16 protein-coding genes and 1 tRNA gene are annotated in these 15435 nt (G+C 43.8%); 8 read left to right on the forward strand and 9 right to left on the reverse strand.

Translation table 11 applies throughout. From position 1 onward, the window contains the following. Positions 1-17: 17 nt before the first annotated feature. The 4 genes from ADU37_RS07240 (at position 18) to mtnP (ending at position 3147) form a co-directional block, all read left to right on the forward strand. Positions 18-863, forward strand: a complete 846-nt coding sequence (locus ADU37_RS07240; protein ID WP_058946971.1) for a damage-control phosphatase — start codon at positions 18-20, stop codon at positions 861-863. Between the two features lie 82 nt (positions 864-945). Then, complete coding sequence (locus tag ADU37_RS07245; protein ID WP_058946972.1) at positions 946-1155, forward strand: hypothetical protein; 210 nt, start codon at positions 946-948, stop codon at positions 1153-1155. 106 nt (positions 1156-1261) lie between these two features. Beyond that, positions 1262-2308, forward strand: a complete 1047-nt coding sequence (locus tag ADU37_RS07250; protein WP_058946973.1) for a lipopolysaccharide assembly protein LapB — start codon at positions 1262-1264, stop codon at positions 2306-2308. Positions 2309-2346: 38 nt separating this feature from the next. Then, positions 2347-3147 (forward strand): S-methyl-5'-thioadenosine phosphorylase, encoded by an 801-nt coding sequence (gene mtnP, locus ADU37_RS07255; RefSeq protein ID WP_058946974.1) that lies wholly within the window; start codon positions 2347-2349, stop codon positions 3145-3147. A 354-nt stretch (positions 3148-3501) separates the two neighbouring features. On the opposite strand, the gene ADU37_RS07260 is transcribed toward mtnP, so the two are convergent. Both ADU37_RS07260 and ADU37_RS07265 read right to left on the reverse strand, forming a co-directional pair. Next, positions 3502-3579, reverse strand: a tRNA-Gly gene (locus tag ADU37_RS07260). Positions 3580-3636: 57 nt separating this feature from the next. Continuing rightward, positions 3637-4344 (reverse strand): nucleotidyltransferase domain-containing protein, encoded by a 708-nt coding sequence (locus ADU37_RS07265; protein WP_058946975.1) that lies wholly within the window; start codon positions 4342-4344, stop codon positions 3637-3639. A gap of 85 nt (positions 4345-4429) precedes the next feature. Here ADU37_RS07265 and ADU37_RS07270 point away from each other — a divergent pair, with 85 nt between their 5' ends. Both ADU37_RS07270 and ADU37_RS07275 read left to right on the forward strand, forming a co-directional pair. Next, the gene (locus ADU37_RS07270) at positions 4430-4849 is read left to right on the forward strand and encodes a hypothetical protein (RefSeq protein WP_058946976.1); all 420 of its coding nucleotides are present in this window, start codon (positions 4430-4432) and stop codon (positions 4847-4849) included. Between the two features lie 80 nt (positions 4850-4929). Further along, a complete protein-coding gene (locus ADU37_RS07275) occupies positions 4930-5133 on the forward strand; it encodes a winged helix-turn-helix domain-containing protein (RefSeq protein WP_058946977.1) in 204 nt (67 codons plus the stop codon). Here the strand turns inward: ADU37_RS07275 and ADU37_RS07280 are convergent. The 7 genes from ADU37_RS07280 to minD all read right to left on the reverse strand — a co-directional run bounded on the left by ADU37_RS07280 (position 5120) and on the right by minD (position 12865). After that, positions 5120-6304, reverse strand: coding sequence for a hypothetical protein (locus tag ADU37_RS07280; RefSeq protein ID WP_058946978.1), 1185 nt, complete (start codon positions 6302-6304; stop codon positions 5120-5122). The two genes, ADU37_RS07275 and ADU37_RS07280, sit on opposite strands and share 14 nt — an antisense overlap. 109 nt (positions 6305-6413) lie before the next feature. Next, complete coding sequence (locus tag ADU37_RS07285; RefSeq protein ID WP_058946979.1) at positions 6414-7439, reverse strand: L-threonylcarbamoyladenylate synthase; 1026 nt, start codon at positions 7437-7439, stop codon at positions 6414-6416. Beyond that, entirely contained in the window at positions 7405-8472 is a 1068-nt protein-coding gene (locus tag ADU37_RS07290; protein ID WP_058946980.1) for a glycosyltransferase family 4 protein, read from the reverse strand. The genes ADU37_RS07285 and ADU37_RS07290 overlap by 35 nt, the downstream gene beginning before the upstream one ends. A gap of 35 nt (positions 8473-8507) precedes the next feature. Next, entirely contained in the window at positions 8508-9680 is a 1173-nt protein-coding gene (locus ADU37_RS07295) for a cell wall-binding repeat-containing protein (RefSeq protein WP_058946981.1), read from the reverse strand. A gap of 144 nt (positions 9681-9824) precedes the next feature. After that, positions 9825-11267 carry an asparagine synthase (glutamine-hydrolyzing) gene (gene asnB, locus ADU37_RS07300; protein WP_058946982.1) on the reverse strand — a complete coding sequence of 481 codons (1443 nt, stop codon included), beginning with the start codon at positions 11265-11267 and terminating at the stop codon, positions 9825-9827. A gap of 123 nt (positions 11268-11390) precedes the next feature. Next, positions 11391-12134 (reverse strand): ATP/GTP-binding protein, encoded by a 744-nt coding sequence (locus tag ADU37_RS07305; RefSeq protein ID WP_058946983.1) that lies wholly within the window; start codon positions 12132-12134, stop codon positions 11391-11393. Between the two features lie 5 nt (positions 12135-12139). Beyond that, complete coding sequence (gene minD / locus ADU37_RS07310; RefSeq protein ID WP_058946984.1) at positions 12140-12865, reverse strand: cell division ATPase MinD; 726 nt, start codon at positions 12863-12865, stop codon at positions 12140-12142. Between the two features lie 90 nt (positions 12866-12955). Between minD and ADU37_RS07315 the strand changes: the two genes are divergently transcribed. Both ADU37_RS07315 and ADU37_RS07320 read left to right on the forward strand, forming a co-directional pair. Beyond that, entirely contained in the window at positions 12956-14764 is a 1809-nt protein-coding gene (locus ADU37_RS07315) for a PINc/VapC family ATPase (protein ID WP_058946985.1), read from the forward strand. A 102-nt stretch (positions 14765-14866) separates the two neighbouring features. Continuing rightward, complete coding sequence (locus ADU37_RS07320; protein WP_058946986.1) at positions 14867-15427, forward strand: Maf-like protein; 561 nt, start codon at positions 14867-14869, stop codon at positions 15425-15427. Positions 15428-15435: the final 8 nt, after the last annotated feature.

Consider the following 15435-nt stretch of genomic DNA (forward strand, 5'->3'; position numbering starts at 1 on the left):
GCAGACCTTAATGAGGTATGAAGATCCACTATGAGTGTTTCACGTGCATCGCGAATCAGTGCCAGAGGATAATTGAAATGAGCACAGAAGACTTAGCAAAAAGAAAGAAAGCGGCTGTTTTCTGTGCAAAGCTCATGGGAAAGCTTGAAGAAGAGTCTATACCTGCGATAGTAGCTAGCAAGATATTTTTTGATCTCTACGAATTCCTTGGAGTTCGTGATCCGTTTAAAGCCTACAAAGAATCTTCCAATAGGCTGGCGGAGAGAGTCTTGAATGAGATTGAAGCCATTATGGAAGTTGACCTTAAAACGGCGTTAAAGCTTGCAATAGTGGGTAACGTGATTGATTTTGCCGTTGGATACTCCCCGGAAAAGATTGAAGAAGACATAATGAGGCTCATTAAAGAAGACCTTTACATAGACCGCTCTGAAGAGCTCTTCAAAAAGCTTGAAAATGCCAGAGTCTTGTTGTACCTCACAGATAACTGCGGTGAGATATACTTTGATAAGCTCTTCTTGAAAAAGATTCAAGAGAATTTTCCTCACTTGGATATCTACATTGCTGGAAAAGAAGCCCCGATAATAAACGATGCCACCGTGGAGGATTTAAAAGCGGCTAAATTTGATGAGGTTGGGACAATAATTTCAACGGGTTCTGGAATTGTGGGCATCCCCTTTGGAGAAGTTTCGGAGGAATTCATGGAGATTTTTAGAAGAGCGGATGTCATCATAGCAAAAGGCCAGGGGAACTTTGAAACTCTCAGCGAGATTGGGGATAGGCGTGTTTTCTATCTTCTAAAGGCTAAATGCCGCCCGGTAGCGAGGGAGTTAGGGGTGCCCCGGGGAAGCATGCTGTGTATATAGGCATTTGACGATATTATCTTTGACAAGCATCGATTAGAAAGGCTTTTATACTTTAAAGTTGTATAATACGGTGGTGATACCTATGCCGACGATGATTAAAAAAGATTTGAAGAAGTTTATGAAGGAACTAAAACTCCATTACGACGATGTCTGGCATGTTCCCTCAAGTGAATATCTTAAGAAGCCCGATTTTATTGTAGTGGACCCCAAAACTGGCAAAAAGATAAAAGTAAGCTTTGTCTCATTGGACGATGGTGAGGTTGTCAGTGTAGTTTATGATGAACTCAGCTGATTCGTTTTTTGACGAACTCCTTTCCGACTTTTGTTTTATGAGTATAAAATAAAATTGTCAAAATGGTTAAATATTCCTTATGTCCAATTTTTTGTGATGATGAAAGATGAAGGAGAGCACAATTAGTGATATTTTCGATCTCGTCGGTATAATAGCAGACCCGAAAATTAGGGCACTAACCTATGCCAATATTGGAGTTGAGCTTTTCCGCATGGGCAACGAAAAGTACAAGGATGCCTTTAGAAAAGCATTAGAGACCGCAGAGGAAATTGAAGATGTAGCTGAGCTCGCTTTTTTGCTTATTCAACTTGCCACTTATCTTGGAGAGACAAACAAAGCCACCGCTGCGAGGGTTTTTAATAGAGTTCTTGAACTTGTTGAACGCATGCCTTCTAAAGTCCGGAACAGAGCTCTGGAAAAGATGATAGAGGCAGCATTAAAACTCAAGCTCTATGATTTGGCCGTTTCCTATGCAATGAAAATCAAAGACGGCAGAGTGAGAAACAGCATGCTCATTCCAATTATTAGAGGTTATCTTTCTGAGGGCCAGCTTGCTAAGGCAATCAAAGTTTCAAAAGAACTGCTTGAAGAGCCCTGGAGCTCTATGGCAAAATCGGAGATAATAAAGTACTACATTAAGGGCGGAGAAGTCATGAATGCTCTGGATATCTTTAACACCGTTGAGGGGAACAGGGAGAGGTTCATCAACGAGATCATAGAAGAGCTTATTGATTTCCAAGAACACGTTTCAAAGTTCTTTGAACTTTTAAAAGAGGAAGAGCGGGTAAGTGCTGCAAAGAAATTGCTCGACATTCTAATAAAGTCCCCGAGGAGGGGGTACATAGAGCTGGTGGAGAGAATTGCAGAAAAAGTGCCTGATGAAAGCGTGCAGGTAAAGGTGGTTTCATTTTTAACGAGGGCTGGTGAAAAAGAGAAAGCGTTAAAATACGCAAACAAAATACAGGATAGCTACCTGCGCTCCTTGGCATTTGGAGAGATTGCCTTGGGTTACCTAAAGGAAGATGATTTAGATAAAGCCATAGAGACCGTAAAAAACGTCAGAGACCTGAAATGGAATTCAAGGCTTTTGGCGGAGATATTGATTAAGGTGCTAAGGCTTGCCGCCAAAGAGGAATCTGAAGGAGGACATTAACTTTAAATTCTTTCTTCCAACTTTTTCTGGTGATGCTTGTGGTGAGGATAGCGATAGTAGGTGGATCCGGAGTTTACGATCCAAAGCTTCTGGAAAACGTCAGGGAGGAGAGGGTTGAGACTCCTTATGGGGGCATTAGGGTAAAAATTGGGACGTACAAGGGCGAAGAGATTGCGTTTTTAGCAAGGCATGGAGAGAAGCACAGCGTTCCGCCACATAAGATAAACTACCGTGCCAACATATGGGGTTTGTATAAGTTGGGTGTTGAGAGAATACTCGCAACCTCGGCGGTAGGCTCTCTAAACGAGACTATGAAGCCGGGAGATTTTGTTATACTTGATCAGCTAATTGATTTTACAAAAAACAGAACTTATACCTTCTACGATGGAGAGGATTCGCCCCATGAAAGGAAGTTCGTTGCCCATATTGATTTTACTGACCCTTACTGCCCAGAGCTTAGAGAGGCTTTAATAAGGGCTGCTAGGGAGCTAGGTTTTAGCTATCACCCAAGGGGAACTTATGCTGCCATGGAGGGGCCAAGATTTGAAACAAGAGCGGAGATTAGAGCGTTGAAAATCCTTGGTGCTGATGTTGTTGGGATGACCCAATCTCCTGAGGCGATTTTGGCTAGAGAACTTGAGATGTGCTATGCGAGTGTTGCCATTGTTACCAACTATGCCGCTGGCATAAGTAAGACCAAGCTCACCCATTCGGAGGTTGTGGAGCTTATGGAGAAGAAGAGTGAGGAGATCAAGCTCCTTTTGATGAAAGCTGTAGAGTACATTCCAAAGGTCAGGAGGTGTGCATGTAAGGATGCTTTGAAAGGTGCTACCGGTTAATTTTTATTTTTGGAGTTAGAGTGATGAGATTGATCCCAAAACTTAGCTTGAAGATAAAACAGGGTCTCCACTTGAGGTAGCAAGGGTTAACGATTATGTAATCAGGACGGCCTTCTTTGAAGGCGAATACCACCGGCATAAGCACGGCAACGAGGATGGTTTTTCTATGTTTACAAGGGGAGGATGGGTATTCAGCTAAAGGGTTTTCCGGAGATAGTTTTGTATATAGTTTTGTATGAGGGGACATTGCAGTTTGAACCCGCGAGGTTTAATAGTAGAGGAGATTGAGCTAATGGAACTCGGCTCGACAAGAAACGAAGAAGTGCGGAAGTTTTGGAAGAATCGAATAGAATTTGGTGCGGTGGCCGGGATTTGAACCCGGGCCCGCGGCGTGGCAGGCCGCTGTCCTGGACCAGGCTAGACTACCACCGCACAAGCCCGGTAGATAATCAATTGCAGACGCTTTATAAATTTTTCGCCAAGGTATTTTTAAATTCCACCGCTTTCTCTGACCCTTTTCCTAACGTTCGGATCTCTATCCGCTATCCTTTTCAATGCTTCCTCAAAGCTCATCCACTCGGGAACCTCTTCATTGAGATAGATTCCGGTTCTCCCAATTGAATCCCTTCTGGTTAGAACCTTCACCCTCTCCCACACTATTTCCATGCCCACTCCAAGAATTTTTGCAACCTCGCTCTCTCTCCCAATGACTTCCCTCTCTATGTGTCCTTTTTCTGTTGGAACTATTAGTATTAGCTTTTTGTTAACTCCCGGCACCCGGAGGTTTGTTTTGAGCCCCCAGAGATCAACCATGCCTCCCCATTTATAAAATTCGATCTCTCTATCCTTGGGCTCAATAAGGGGAAACGTTATCGTAGTTTCTTCGTCGATTTCAATATGGCCTTTTATTAGGTGCCAGGGAGTGGCCATAACTATTCTCCGCTTTTCAAATGGAATCCCCTCCAAGCTCAGCTCGATTAAAAAGCTGGGAACTTTATATGGAATAACGATGTCAATGTCGCTATCTTTCCTGACGTCTCCCCTTGCCACGCTTCCGTAAACATGGGGCTCAAACTGAGCCAGTCTCTCCATTATCTTTAGGGCTTTTTCACGTTTTTCTTTTAAGATTCTCCATCGCTTGGGTGAGTACACAACTTCCCTCTCGTCCCACACTCTGACGACCTTTTCTCTTGGCATGATATCCTTTTTGTCATTGTTCTTTTTAAATTCGATCGGTAATCTTTAATAGGGCAATGTTTACTCTTTAGGAGGAGGTGGAAAAATGCCCGTTGTAGGTGTTAACATAACGAAAATTGAAGTTGAAAAGCATGGGGGGATAATTGACAAGATTGAGGTGAATCTCTCTCCAAAGATTGAGGAGGTTAGATTGGGAGAAGTAAAAACCCCTTCTGGGAAAGTAAATGGCATTGAGGTGTTCTTCACTTATCAGATCGGATACAACCCTGAGATTGCGAGGGCGCTAATAAAGGGAGCGGTATTTTATCTGCCCCCCAAGAAAGAGCAGATAGATGAAATTCTTGATGGTTGGGAAGAAGAAAAGAAAATCCCTCCAGAAATGTTTGCGGAGATAGTGAACTTTGTAACTAATGAAATAACCCCCCTGATAATGGTAATCTCCAAAGAAATGAGGATTCCTTATCCGATTCCTCTTCCGAGAGTAGCCATAAGGCAGCAGACGTGAGATTGCCTCTATCAAAACTCTTATAAACTCTCTTTTCCCTCCTTTTTTGGTGATTGTGATGAGAGGGGATTTACTTTGCTTTGCCAAAATCAGCGCTTCAGGTATTTAACGCTTTAGAGGACAAACCAATATCCTCTAAGGAGCTTGCAAGAAAAACAAACCTCTCTGAAAGGACTGTTCGCTATGCCCTGAAGATTCTTAAGGAGAAAGAGCTTGTTGAAGAGATATTTTTCTTAAGGGACGCAAGGAGGAGGGGCTATAGAAGAAAAGCTATTCTGGGCTGAAGCCTTCTGCTTTCTGTAGTCCTTTTTTAATTTCTGGATATTTCGTCTCGAAGATGAGCTCTGCCAGTTCTATTGCCTGTGCATAAGCTTCTCTCTTTGCATAGAAGTCCATATGCTCAACAAGTTCTAGGTAGTTTCTGCTTCTTTCCTTAGCGGCCAGATAAAGAAGAAGGGCTTTTCTTATTCTGTATCTATGTTCTAGCGTTGTTTCCACTTCCAGGAGAAGGTCTTTGTAAGCTTTTAAGCCTTCCAGAATCTTATCAAGAGCGAAGAAGGATTGAGCAAGCATTAGTAGGGTATCTCCAAGTTCCCCCATGAAACCCTTTTTTCTGTATTCTCCCGCGAGCTGATAGAGCATTTTTGTGGTGTTCAGACCTATCAGCTTTGTTCTTTGAGAGTTCCCTGCCAATAAATATGAATACTCAGCGTTAAGAAAAGATTTTGAAGTATGGTAGAGATTTCCATTGGCGTACCATTCCCTTCCTGCTCTCTCGTAGTTTCTTCCTGCGTTCTCCATAAGTTCCATGAAGTGTTCATCATAACCAAAAACGTCCTTGACGATAAAGGCGAGCTTGAAAAATGTATCTCCCGCTTTTTGATATTCTTTCTTGGCCACAAATACTTCTACCCCTTTTCCATAGAGGTCAAGCAAAATACTTGCCATGTCCTCAATACCAGCTGAGTCGTTAATTATCCTGTAATATCTGTATGCTGCTTCATAAGACTCAATTGCCTTTTGACTTTTTTTCTCTTTTATGTAAGTGTCGCCCATGGATTTGTACATTACGGCAAATTCCTTTGCATATTTTTCAAATTTGTCTTTCTCACCGAGAATTTCAAATATCCTAAGGATGTTTGAACAGAATTCGTTAAGAAGTTCTAAATTGGGGTCCTCAGCTTCGACCTCTCTTTCCAGAATATCCAAATAATGATACGCACTCTTAAGGAGAAAAGGTCTGGCATCTTTCAAAGCCTGTGGATTGGCACTAAGAATGAGGTCTCCAATGTACCTGTAAATCCGTGCAGCATCTAAAATTCTTTTTTGTTTTTCATACTCTCTCGCGGACTTTATAAGAAGTTTTATACCGGTTTTCAGCTCTCCCTTAGTCACCAAGCTTTTCCCAGATAGTTCAAGCTCGTCCGGGCTGGACCTTATTATACCGGTTATCAAAAGGGTCACCTCATCTGGTTTTTAGCAATCACCTATTCCACTCTAGTGTATTTAACTCTTTCTCCGATGAACAATAGACTACATTAAAACTCGAAAAATTTTCGAAAAATTAAACCCGTATCACTCTATATCCAGCCGCTTTCTTGAGTCTATTCATCACAGCAAGCCCCAACCCTCTCTCTTCAATCCCTTCAGCCAATATTATATCCACTCCAGACTTGTCGAGTTCTCTGAGGGCTTTAAATAAATTCCTTGCTATCTCTTCCTCGCTTTCCCCTATGTTGAAATATGCGTCTGCCTCATAGAAATCCCCTGTGGCCATTACACCAACCTTCATACCCTGAGCTTTGTACTCTTTGACAAGCTCCTTGATCTTCTCTTTAACCTTTTTACGCTCTCCTTCGATGACTATAACCTGGGCCTCTGGGGCGTAGTGTTTGTACTTCATTCCGGGAGCTTTTGCCAGCTTTACCGGTTTCCCTTTTACGGCTGGATGAATCTTTATTTTTCCGATTACCCTTTCTATTTCCTCAAGAGGCAAACCGCCGGGTCTTAGAAGCATCGGGGGCTCTGTGGTTAGATCTATTACCGTTGACTCCACCCCTATCTTTGTCTCGCCCCCATCTATTATGCACTCTATCCTTCCATAAAAGTCATCGGCAACGTGTTCCGCTAGAGTTGGACTTGGCCTTCCGCTTATATTGGCTGAAGGAGCAGCAACCGGTCTTTCGCTTGCCTTTATCAACGCAAGGGCAATCTCATGAGCGGGCATTCTTATCGCTACAGTTTCCAATCCACCTGTGGTTGCATAGGGGACTTTATCCCCTTTGGGGAGCACTATTGTCAACGGCCCCGGCCAGAACTTCTCTGCGAGCATTTTAGCTTTCTCAGGGACTTCTTTTGCAAGGTCATGAACCTGATCGAATTCAGCTATATGGATTATTAAAGGATTATCGGGGGGCCTCCCTTTTGCCTCGAATATCCTTTTGACGGCGTTTTCATTTAGAGCGTCTGCACCCAGTCCATAAACCGTCTCTGTAGGAAACGCAACAAGCTTCCCCTCTCTAATAAACCTGGCAGCTATCTTGATTTTTCCCCGGTCAACGCCTTCCCGCATGTTTATCACTATCGTCATGTCCCTCACCCAAAACTTCCGTGTAAACCTCTTCAATTCTCTCAGCGACTTTTTCCCACGTGTACCTTTCACCGATTCTTCTTCCGATTCTGCCCATTTTTAAAGCTTTTTTGTTGTCGAGCAAAAGCTCCACCCTTTCAACAAGCTCGTCAAAGTCTTTAAAGAGATACCCATTTTTTCCATCCCTTATGAGCTCCTTTATCCCCCCAACGGCCCTTCCAACCACAGGCACGCCAAGGGAATTCGCCTCAACTATCACAAGTCCAAAGCCCTCTCTCAAGGAGGGAACTACCAACATTTTGCTCTCCGCCAATATGTTTTCAACATCCCCTCTGTATCCCAAAAACTCAACATTTGAGGGCGCCCTGCTTTTCAGTTCATCCATCAGCGGACCCTCTCCAACTACAAGGAATTTCTCAGTAGGGAAATGCTCCGCAAGGCGTATAAAAGTTTCTGGATCTTTGTAAGGGGCTAAGGCTCCGATGAACGTGATGTATTTTCTTGCTGCTTTCTTTGAGTTCAATTTTCTTATGCCGTTTGGGATAACCTTTACCCTTTTTGCTCCGAGGGAGAGGGCTTTTCCCTTCAGGTAGTGGCTTACGGCTATTATTGCGTTGCTTTTTGATATGCTCTCTCTAACGAAATACCTGCCCAGCGGAAGGTTTGACATGAAGTCAAGGTCACTTCCATGGGCCGTTATGATTAAGGGGATTTTTAGCTTCCTCTTTGCGAGAACTCCTGCATAGCTGGTTGTTCCGAGGTAATGAGCGTGGATGAGTTCAAAATTCAGCTTTTTGTGGAGCTTGATTATCTTTAGAAAAGCCAAAAGGGCAAACAAAATCCCCCTCAAACCAAAGATTGGGGGCACTTTAACCTGATAAACGGCGTCTCTTTCGAAGTCTCGCGGGATTATCGGGCCGTAAGTTAAAACATAAACTTCATGCCGCTTTCTAAGCTCCCTAACTAGGCTATCGGTGTGATTTGCGACCCCTCCCTTATGGGGAGGGTAATGCCCTACCATCAAGATTCTCATGGATAAAAAATGTAGAAGAGAGGTAAAAAGCCTTTCTATGGTCTGCCCCTACCTTTTCCACTCGGTGGATTTACTGGGAGGTTCTCCTTTATTTTGCCTTTTCCTTGCATAAAGGCTTCCCTTAACATGTTTTTGGCATCTTCGATGAGCTCCCTAGCGGTGTCGTAATCTCCAGCCTGTATTGCGACTTTTGCTGCATCTATCTTCTTTTTTATTTGAGTTACGTCAATTCCAGCCTTTTCGAGAACTTTTATTTTAACTTCGAGTCTGTATACTTCCTTTTCGAGCTGGATGTCAACCCTCGCATGAATGACCTTCTGCCACTCCTTGCTGGCCAGCTTAATCACGGCCTCTGCGTGAGCCTTTGCAGCTATTGCCTGTCCGTAAGCTTTTCCGTAGTTTCCTTCATTGTAGCTCTCGTTTGCGATTTGTATTTTCTTTTCGGCAATTTCAATTAGTCTTTTAGCGGCCGGAACTGGAAGATTATCGAGCATTTCTTTTGCCGTTTCAGTTCTGTTGATAGCTAATTGGATTGCTTCCCATGCCATCTCGGCTGTCACAGTTACGTTCTCTTCGGTTATGTTTCCATCTCTAACCCTCTCTCTAATGCGCTCTCTTATTTGTTCAGCCGTTCTGTTATTCATTAGTTGGCTTTTGAGTATTATCACGTTTCTAGTTGTGAGCAGGACGCCAATTACTTCAGTTGTGTTTGTTAGATTGTCATCCACGTATAGGATAAACTTCTTCCCTTCTATGCCTTTAGCTTGTTTTATTGCCCCCAGGTCTCTCCCGTGGGCGATGACAATCTTAACGTTTTCAAAAAGTCCTGGATATTCTTGGATGGCCTTTTTGAGTACTTCTAAATTGGTTTCGTACCTGTTTTCACCATACCACCTAACACATGAAACTCCTAGCTCGTCTAGGTCCGTTTCGTAGTCTTTTGGCACGGCATCGGGCCCGCCTATTATTATAACTTTGTCTGGGGCATTCTCCATAATCTCTGCCGTGATATTGGGATCATACACTCCCCAAGTCGTTACCACCACGCTTGCATTTAGCATTTTGGCAAGCTCCTCTGCAAGCGTTGAATCCGCCTCGTTGTCACTTACAAGGATTACTATTGAAAGGCTCTGTGCCTGTGATAGTGGCATCATGCTCGCTAAAAGCAAGGCACCAAACAACAATGCAAACACTTTTTTCACCATCATGGCTTATCACCTCACTTTATTATAGTGAAAAACCTCTATTTAAGCTTTTTTCATGAAATCGTTTTGTTTTGTCTCTGTTTGTTTATTCAAATGCCATGAAAACCCTTTTTGACTTTGTGAGGGTTAAAAAAAGTTTAAAACCGTTTATGTATGTTCAAAAACCTCATAGAAGACTTTTTCAGCAAATTGAGTTAATGTCATTCCTTCTTTCTTTGCTATTCTTTCGAGAATCTTTTGTGCATTGCTTCCGTATTGGCAGGCTTTCTTTTCTCTGTATGCGACGTCTCTGGGTAGGCCTACTTCAAGGGCCACTTCCCTCAGGATAGCCTTTCTTACCCCATTTTGGATTTTGTACTCTAAAGGTGTTCTCAGTCCCCCTTTAACAACGTTGAGATCCAAGAACGGAAACCTTCCTTCAACACCGTTCAGCATGGCAATTTTGTCGTCTCTGGCAAGGTTCCTTTCCCCCATCTCCAAAATATCTTTCTCCATTAGCGAAGGATCCCTAAGGTATTTTGCGTACCCTCCAAAAAGCTCATCGGCTCCCTGACCGGTTAAAAGAACTTTGGTGTTGTCCTCTCTGGCCAGCCTTGTTGCGAAGTAGATCGGAATTCCTATCGCAAGGTTCATGGGGTTGGGCTCTTCTATGGCGAACATAACTTTTTCAAGAGAGTTTTTTACGTCATCCATGCTAAACACGTACTCCCTAAGCTTTAAGCCGAGTTTTTCACTAACTTTTCTTGCCCATTCCAGGTCTTGACTCCCCTCTGCTCCCGCCGTGTAAAGGATAACATCTGAGTATTTTGAGGCAAGAAGGGCTATTAAAGAACTATCCAGCCCTCCTGAGAACAACACCCCTACCTTTTTTGCGCTCCTGATTCTTACTGCATATTCCAGGCTTTTCCTTATGCTTAGCTTTGCCCTCTCGTAGGAAAAAGGTGCCCCTTTTAGCTCTGAGAGTGTAAAGAGCTGAACTCGTTCAATGCCCTTCCTTGATATTTTAACGAGCTCTCCTGGATTTACGGGGATTGCTCTTTCTCCTATGCTCCAGAGGACTTTCTTTTCTGAGGCAAAGAAGCCGTTCTGAGAATAATAGAGAGGCCTAATCCCAATTGGGTCTCTAAAAAGGTAAATGTTCTCTTTATCGGAAAATGCTATTGCATAATCTCCGTTTAAGACTCTCATTAAGCGTTTCACGCTCTCAGCTATGGAACTGCCCTTTTCAATTTGAAACTCCAAGAAGCGCAGAATCACTTCCGTATCGACATCACTCTCGAATTCAACCCCTCTTCTCTCTAAAAACTCCCTTATTTGCCGGTGATTGTATATCTCTCCGTTATGAGCTAGGACAAAGTTGTTAAAAAACGGCTGGGTAAAGCTCTTTGAACCTGTCATGGCTAGACGGCACTGGAGGAGTCCTATACTGCCGTCTGGAATTTCACCAATTTTAGAAAAATCTTCGCTCTTCAAAACCCCTTCATTGGTCCACACACCAAAAGAATCTCCCCCCCTATGTTTTCCAGAGCGCATCATTGTTATGAGCTTGGGTTTTAGATGCCTCCCTATCCCTCCCGCGATGAGGCACACTACTCTCACCAGAACCTCTTGTTTACCCGTCAATAAAAACCTTCCCGGTTTCTTCCTAAAGAAGGATTCATTTTAGGAAAAATTTCTTGAATGAAAGTTCTGTTCTCAGTTTTTCCACTGAACTTATGTTAGATCCCCACAGGTGCAGTAGTGTTCATAGGCTAACGTTTCAAGTTCATCAAATCCACTTCTCGTTTTTGCGGATAGATAGAGCACCCTAACTGGCGGCGAAACTTCGGGCAGAAATTTACATAGCCTGTACGCCAAAAGCCCCTGCGTTGAACTGTCAAGCTTTAAACGAGCTGAGAGATATTCAACATTCTCCAGGTACCTTTTTGTCTTCCCCAAATCTCTGATAAGGTCTATTTTATTCAGAGCAGGCACAGTTGTTGCACCAAGCCGAAGGTCTATCAAAAGGGCAAAAAACTTAACAAAGCAGTAATCGTGGAGGTTTCTTAGTATCGTGGGGTCAAATAAGTATACAACAAGCGGACTTGGGAGATTTTCCATTAGCTTAACCCCAAACTCATGGAAGAGAAACGTTTCCATCTGGCCCGGGGTGTCGATAAGGACGTAATCGTTCTCTTTTTCCAGCCTTAGTATTTTTTCAACGTATTCGTTGAGGTAGTCCATCAAAAAGTCATAACTTTCCACAATAGCCCCATTGGGTCCGTAACCCTTTTTCATAAGCTCTTCTACTGTTACATGCTCTCTAACGTCTACCGCCGGGATATAGGGGAGGTTCTTAACCCCTGTATCCAGATTTACATACGCCACTTTCTTCTCGTTCTCTTCCAAAAACCTCCCAAATTCTCCTGTTAGAGTTGTTTTTCCGCTTCCAGCGGTCCCAACGAATACCACTATCACTCCAGTCACCGCTGGTCTCTTTCCATCCCTATAAGCCTCTCCGCAAGCTCGAAAAATGCTTTTGTGGCTTTTGAATTCGGATCATACACCACCACGGGCATTCCTTCCAGCGTCGCTTCCCTAACTTTTGGGTCTTCCGGGATAACTGCCAAGAGCGGAAACTCCATAACTTCTTCAGCAGCTTCCGGGGGTATGTCGTTTTTATGTCCACCGTACCTGTTGAGTATAAACCCCAAAACCTCTCGTCCAGCCTTCTTCAAGACTATCCCCACTTTCATTGTGTCGCTGAGGCTTGCTATTTCTGGGTTGGTCACCAGAATAATCTCCTCCCCGCTCAGCATGGCACTCATGGCATCTATTTGCAATCCAGCCGGACAGTCTATAAGGATGTAATCAAAGTCCTCCTTTAGCTTGGGGATCACCTTTGGTAGATTTCTGGGGTCTGCTTTAGCAACGTGCTCCCAATCTACTGCAGCCGGAACCACGTACACGAGCTCATACCGGGTGGTATGGACAGCTTTTCTTATGTCCTCCTCTTCAATTAAAACATCGTGGATAGTTCTTCCAGCATCGTCCAGTCCAAAATGCAGGCTTAGGTTTGCCATAGTCAAGTCCGCATCAACTGCACACACTTTTCTCCCCAACTTTCCCAGAGCAATTGCGAGATTTGCTGTAACAGTAGTTTTTCCGGTACCACCTTTTCCGGAGGCTATTGAGATTATTCTCCCCATGGTCATTCCCCACTATAATTCTCCTAAACCTTTATGAACTTTTACCAAAAGGTTATAAGTGGAGAGACCAGCAATGGGAAGGTGAGAAAAATGAAGGTGTTTGTTGCGGATACGAGCGTTATAGTTGATGGGAGGCTCACTCAGTACCTCAACAGGATTGACGAAAAGGTTAAGGTGATTATTCCCGAAGCGGTTGTTGCTGAGATTGAGCATCAGGCGAATGAGGGCAAGGCTATAGGGCACACTGGGTTGGAGGAGTTAAAAAAACTTAGAAAACTTGCCGATGAAGATAAGATCCTTTTAGAATTCTACGGTGAAAGGCCAGATCTATGGCAAATTAGAAGGGCAAAAGCTGGGGAAATTGACCACATGATAAGGGAAGTTGCCAGAGAGCTTAACGCAATCCTTATAACCGGTGATCAGGTGCAGAGGGACATCGCCATAGCCAAAGGCATCGAGGTAATCTATCTCGAAAGCAGAAAAGAGGTTAAGCACAGACTTGAGGACTTTTTTGATGAGCATACAATGAGCGTTCACCTTAAAGCCGGCGTAAAGCCACTGGCAAAGAAAGGAAAACCCGGTCAATGGAGGCTTGTTCCCATAAGGGATGAGGAGCTTACGGATGAGGAGCTTGAGGAGATAGCGGATGACATAGTCGAGAGGGCTAAGAGAGATCCGGAGTCGTTTATAGAGCTTGATGAACCCGGGGCCACTGTTGTTCAGCTGAGGAACTATCGTATAGTCATAGCAAAGCCCCCGTTTGCCGATAGAATAGAGATTACCGCTGTAAGACCGATAACCAAATTGAGCATAGAGGACTACAACCTCCCGGAAAAACTCTTAGAGCGTTTAACCGACAAAGCCGAGGGAATACTTATAGCCGGTGCGCCCGGAGAAGGGAAGACAACTTTTGCACAGGCTTTAGCTGAGTACTATGCCTCCATGGGTAAGATAGTTAAGACAATGGAAAAACCCAGAGACCTTCAGGTTAGTGAAGAGATAACCCAGTATACGGCACTTGGGGGAAGAATGGAAAAAACCGGGGATGTGCTCTTACTGGTCAGGCCGGACTACACCATATTCGACGAGATGAGGAAGACGAGTGACTTCAAGATCTATGCTGATTTAAGGCTCGCTGGAGTTGGCATGATAGGCGTTGTCCACGCTACAAAGCCCATAGACGCTATCCAGAGATTTATTGGAAGGGTGGAGCTCGGAATGATTCCGCAAATAGTTGATACAGTGATATTCATAAAAGCTGGGAATGTTGATAAAGTGCTGACTCTGGAGTATAAGGTTAAGGTGCCGAGTGGAATGACAGAGGAGGATTTAGCGAGACCTGTTATAGAGGTCAGGGACTTCATGACGGATGAACTTGAATACGAGATTTATACCTATGGAGAGGAGATAAGCGTTGTTCCAGTAAAGAAAAAAGAGAAGCCACCGGCAATGAAACTCGCGGAGAAAAAGCTCAAACAGGAGATCAAGAAGTTCCTCCCCGACGTTTACACCGAAGTTGAGCTTGCAAGTCCGCACAAGGCTATAATATACGCGGATGAATTTGATATCCCGACAATAATAGGGAAGAAGGGCAAGAGAATAAGCGAAATAGAGAAAAAGCTTGGCATAAGTATAGATGTGAGGAGCTTTGATGAAAAACTTGCAGAAATGCCCAAGGAAAAGATACCCGTTGAGGCAGAAGAAAAGAAAAAGCAAATAATCCTTAAAGTTTCACCCGATTTTGCTAAGAAACCCCTTAAGTTCTTTGCAGGCGAGCAGTACATATTCACCGCAACGCCTTCAAGAAAGGGGCTTGTTAAGGTTAACAAAAACACCCCGATAGGTAAGGAGCTCACGAGGGTGCTGGATGCAGGAATTGAGCTCTGGGCTTCTCTTTAATCTCTTTTTGGCTCAGTTGCGAGGGTACTCATCATTACTCAGCTAGCGAAATTGTCCTCATCGCCCGAAATTTTTATATTTTCATCCTTTAAGTGCCTTTTGATGAGGCTGATCTTAGCGTCCCAAAGTCCAAGGAGAAGGGAGATACTTGCAAAGTTCTTTGATACTTTTGATATCATCCCGAGCAACGTCAGTGAGGAATCCAAAGCTTTAGATCCAGCGGAGCATGCTGTAGAGGTGGCAAAGAAAAAAGCCCGTGATGTTTATTCCCTCTACGGAGGAACCGTAGTTGGGGCAGATACCATAGTCTTCTTGGACGGCAAAATCCTTGGCAAGCCAAAAAATAAGGAAGAAGCAAGGGAAATGCTTAGGGCCTTAAGCGGAAGAATACACAAGGTCATAACTGGTTACTGCATTATCCATGAAGGGAGGGAGATTACAGGTTACGTGGTCACGGAGGTTAAGTTTAGGGAACTCAGCGAAGAGGAGATAGAATGGTACGTTTCCACGGGTGAGCCTCTGGACAAGGCTGGCGCTTATGGAATCCAAGGGAAGGGAGGAGTTCTGGTGGAATGGATAAAAGGGGATTACTACAACGTTGTCGGCTTCCCGATGAAAATAATCCTTGAGCTTAAAGACCTGGGGTTTAAGCTCTCAACATAAAACAAAAA

The organism is Thermococcus sp. 2319x1 (genome assembly GCF_001484685.1).
Taxonomy (GTDB): Archaea; Methanobacteriota_B; Thermococci; order Thermococcales; family Thermococcaceae; genus Thermococcus_A.

Excerpts from the sequence above, each read along its gene's own strand:
- ADU37_RS07240 (WP_058946971.1), top strand. The coding sequence starts at position 18 with ATGAAGATCCACTATGAGTGTTTCACGTGCATCGCGAATCAGTGCCAG.
- ADU37_RS07245 (WP_058946972.1), top strand. The coding sequence starts at position 946 with ATGCCGACGATGATTAAAAAAGATTTGAAGAAGTTTATGAAGGAACTA.
- ADU37_RS07250 (WP_058946973.1), top strand. The coding sequence starts at position 1,262 with ATGAAGGAGAGCACAATTAGTGATATTTTCGATCTCGTCGGTATAATA.
- ADU37_RS07265 (WP_058946975.1), bottom strand. The coding sequence starts at position 4,344 with ATGCCAAGAGAAAAGGTCGTCAGAGTGTGGGACGAGAGGGAAGTTGTG.
- ADU37_RS07270 (WP_058946976.1), top strand. The coding sequence starts at position 4,430 with ATGCCCGTTGTAGGTGTTAACATAACGAAAATTGAAGTTGAAAAGCAT.
- ADU37_RS07285 (WP_058946979.1), bottom strand. The coding sequence starts at position 7,439 with ATGACGATAGTGATAAACATGCGGGAAGGCGTTGACCGGGGAAAAATC.
- ADU37_RS07290 (WP_058946980.1), bottom strand. The coding sequence starts at position 8,472 with ATGAGAATCTTGATGGTAGGGCATTACCCTCCCCATAAGGGAGGGGTC.
- ADU37_RS07295 (WP_058946981.1), bottom strand. The coding sequence starts at position 9,680 with ATGATGGTGAAAAAAGTGTTTGCATTGTTGTTTGGTGCCTTGCTTTTA.
- minD (WP_058946984.1), bottom strand. The coding sequence starts at position 12,865 with ATGGGGAGAATAATCTCAATAGCCTCCGGAAAAGGTGGTACCGGAAAA.
- ADU37_RS07315 (WP_058946985.1), top strand. The coding sequence starts at position 12,956 with ATGAAGGTGTTTGTTGCGGATACGAGCGTTATAGTTGATGGGAGGCTC.
- ADU37_RS07320 (WP_058946986.1), top strand. The coding sequence starts at position 14,867 with ATGAGGCTGATCTTAGCGTCCCAAAGTCCAAGGAGAAGGGAGATACTT.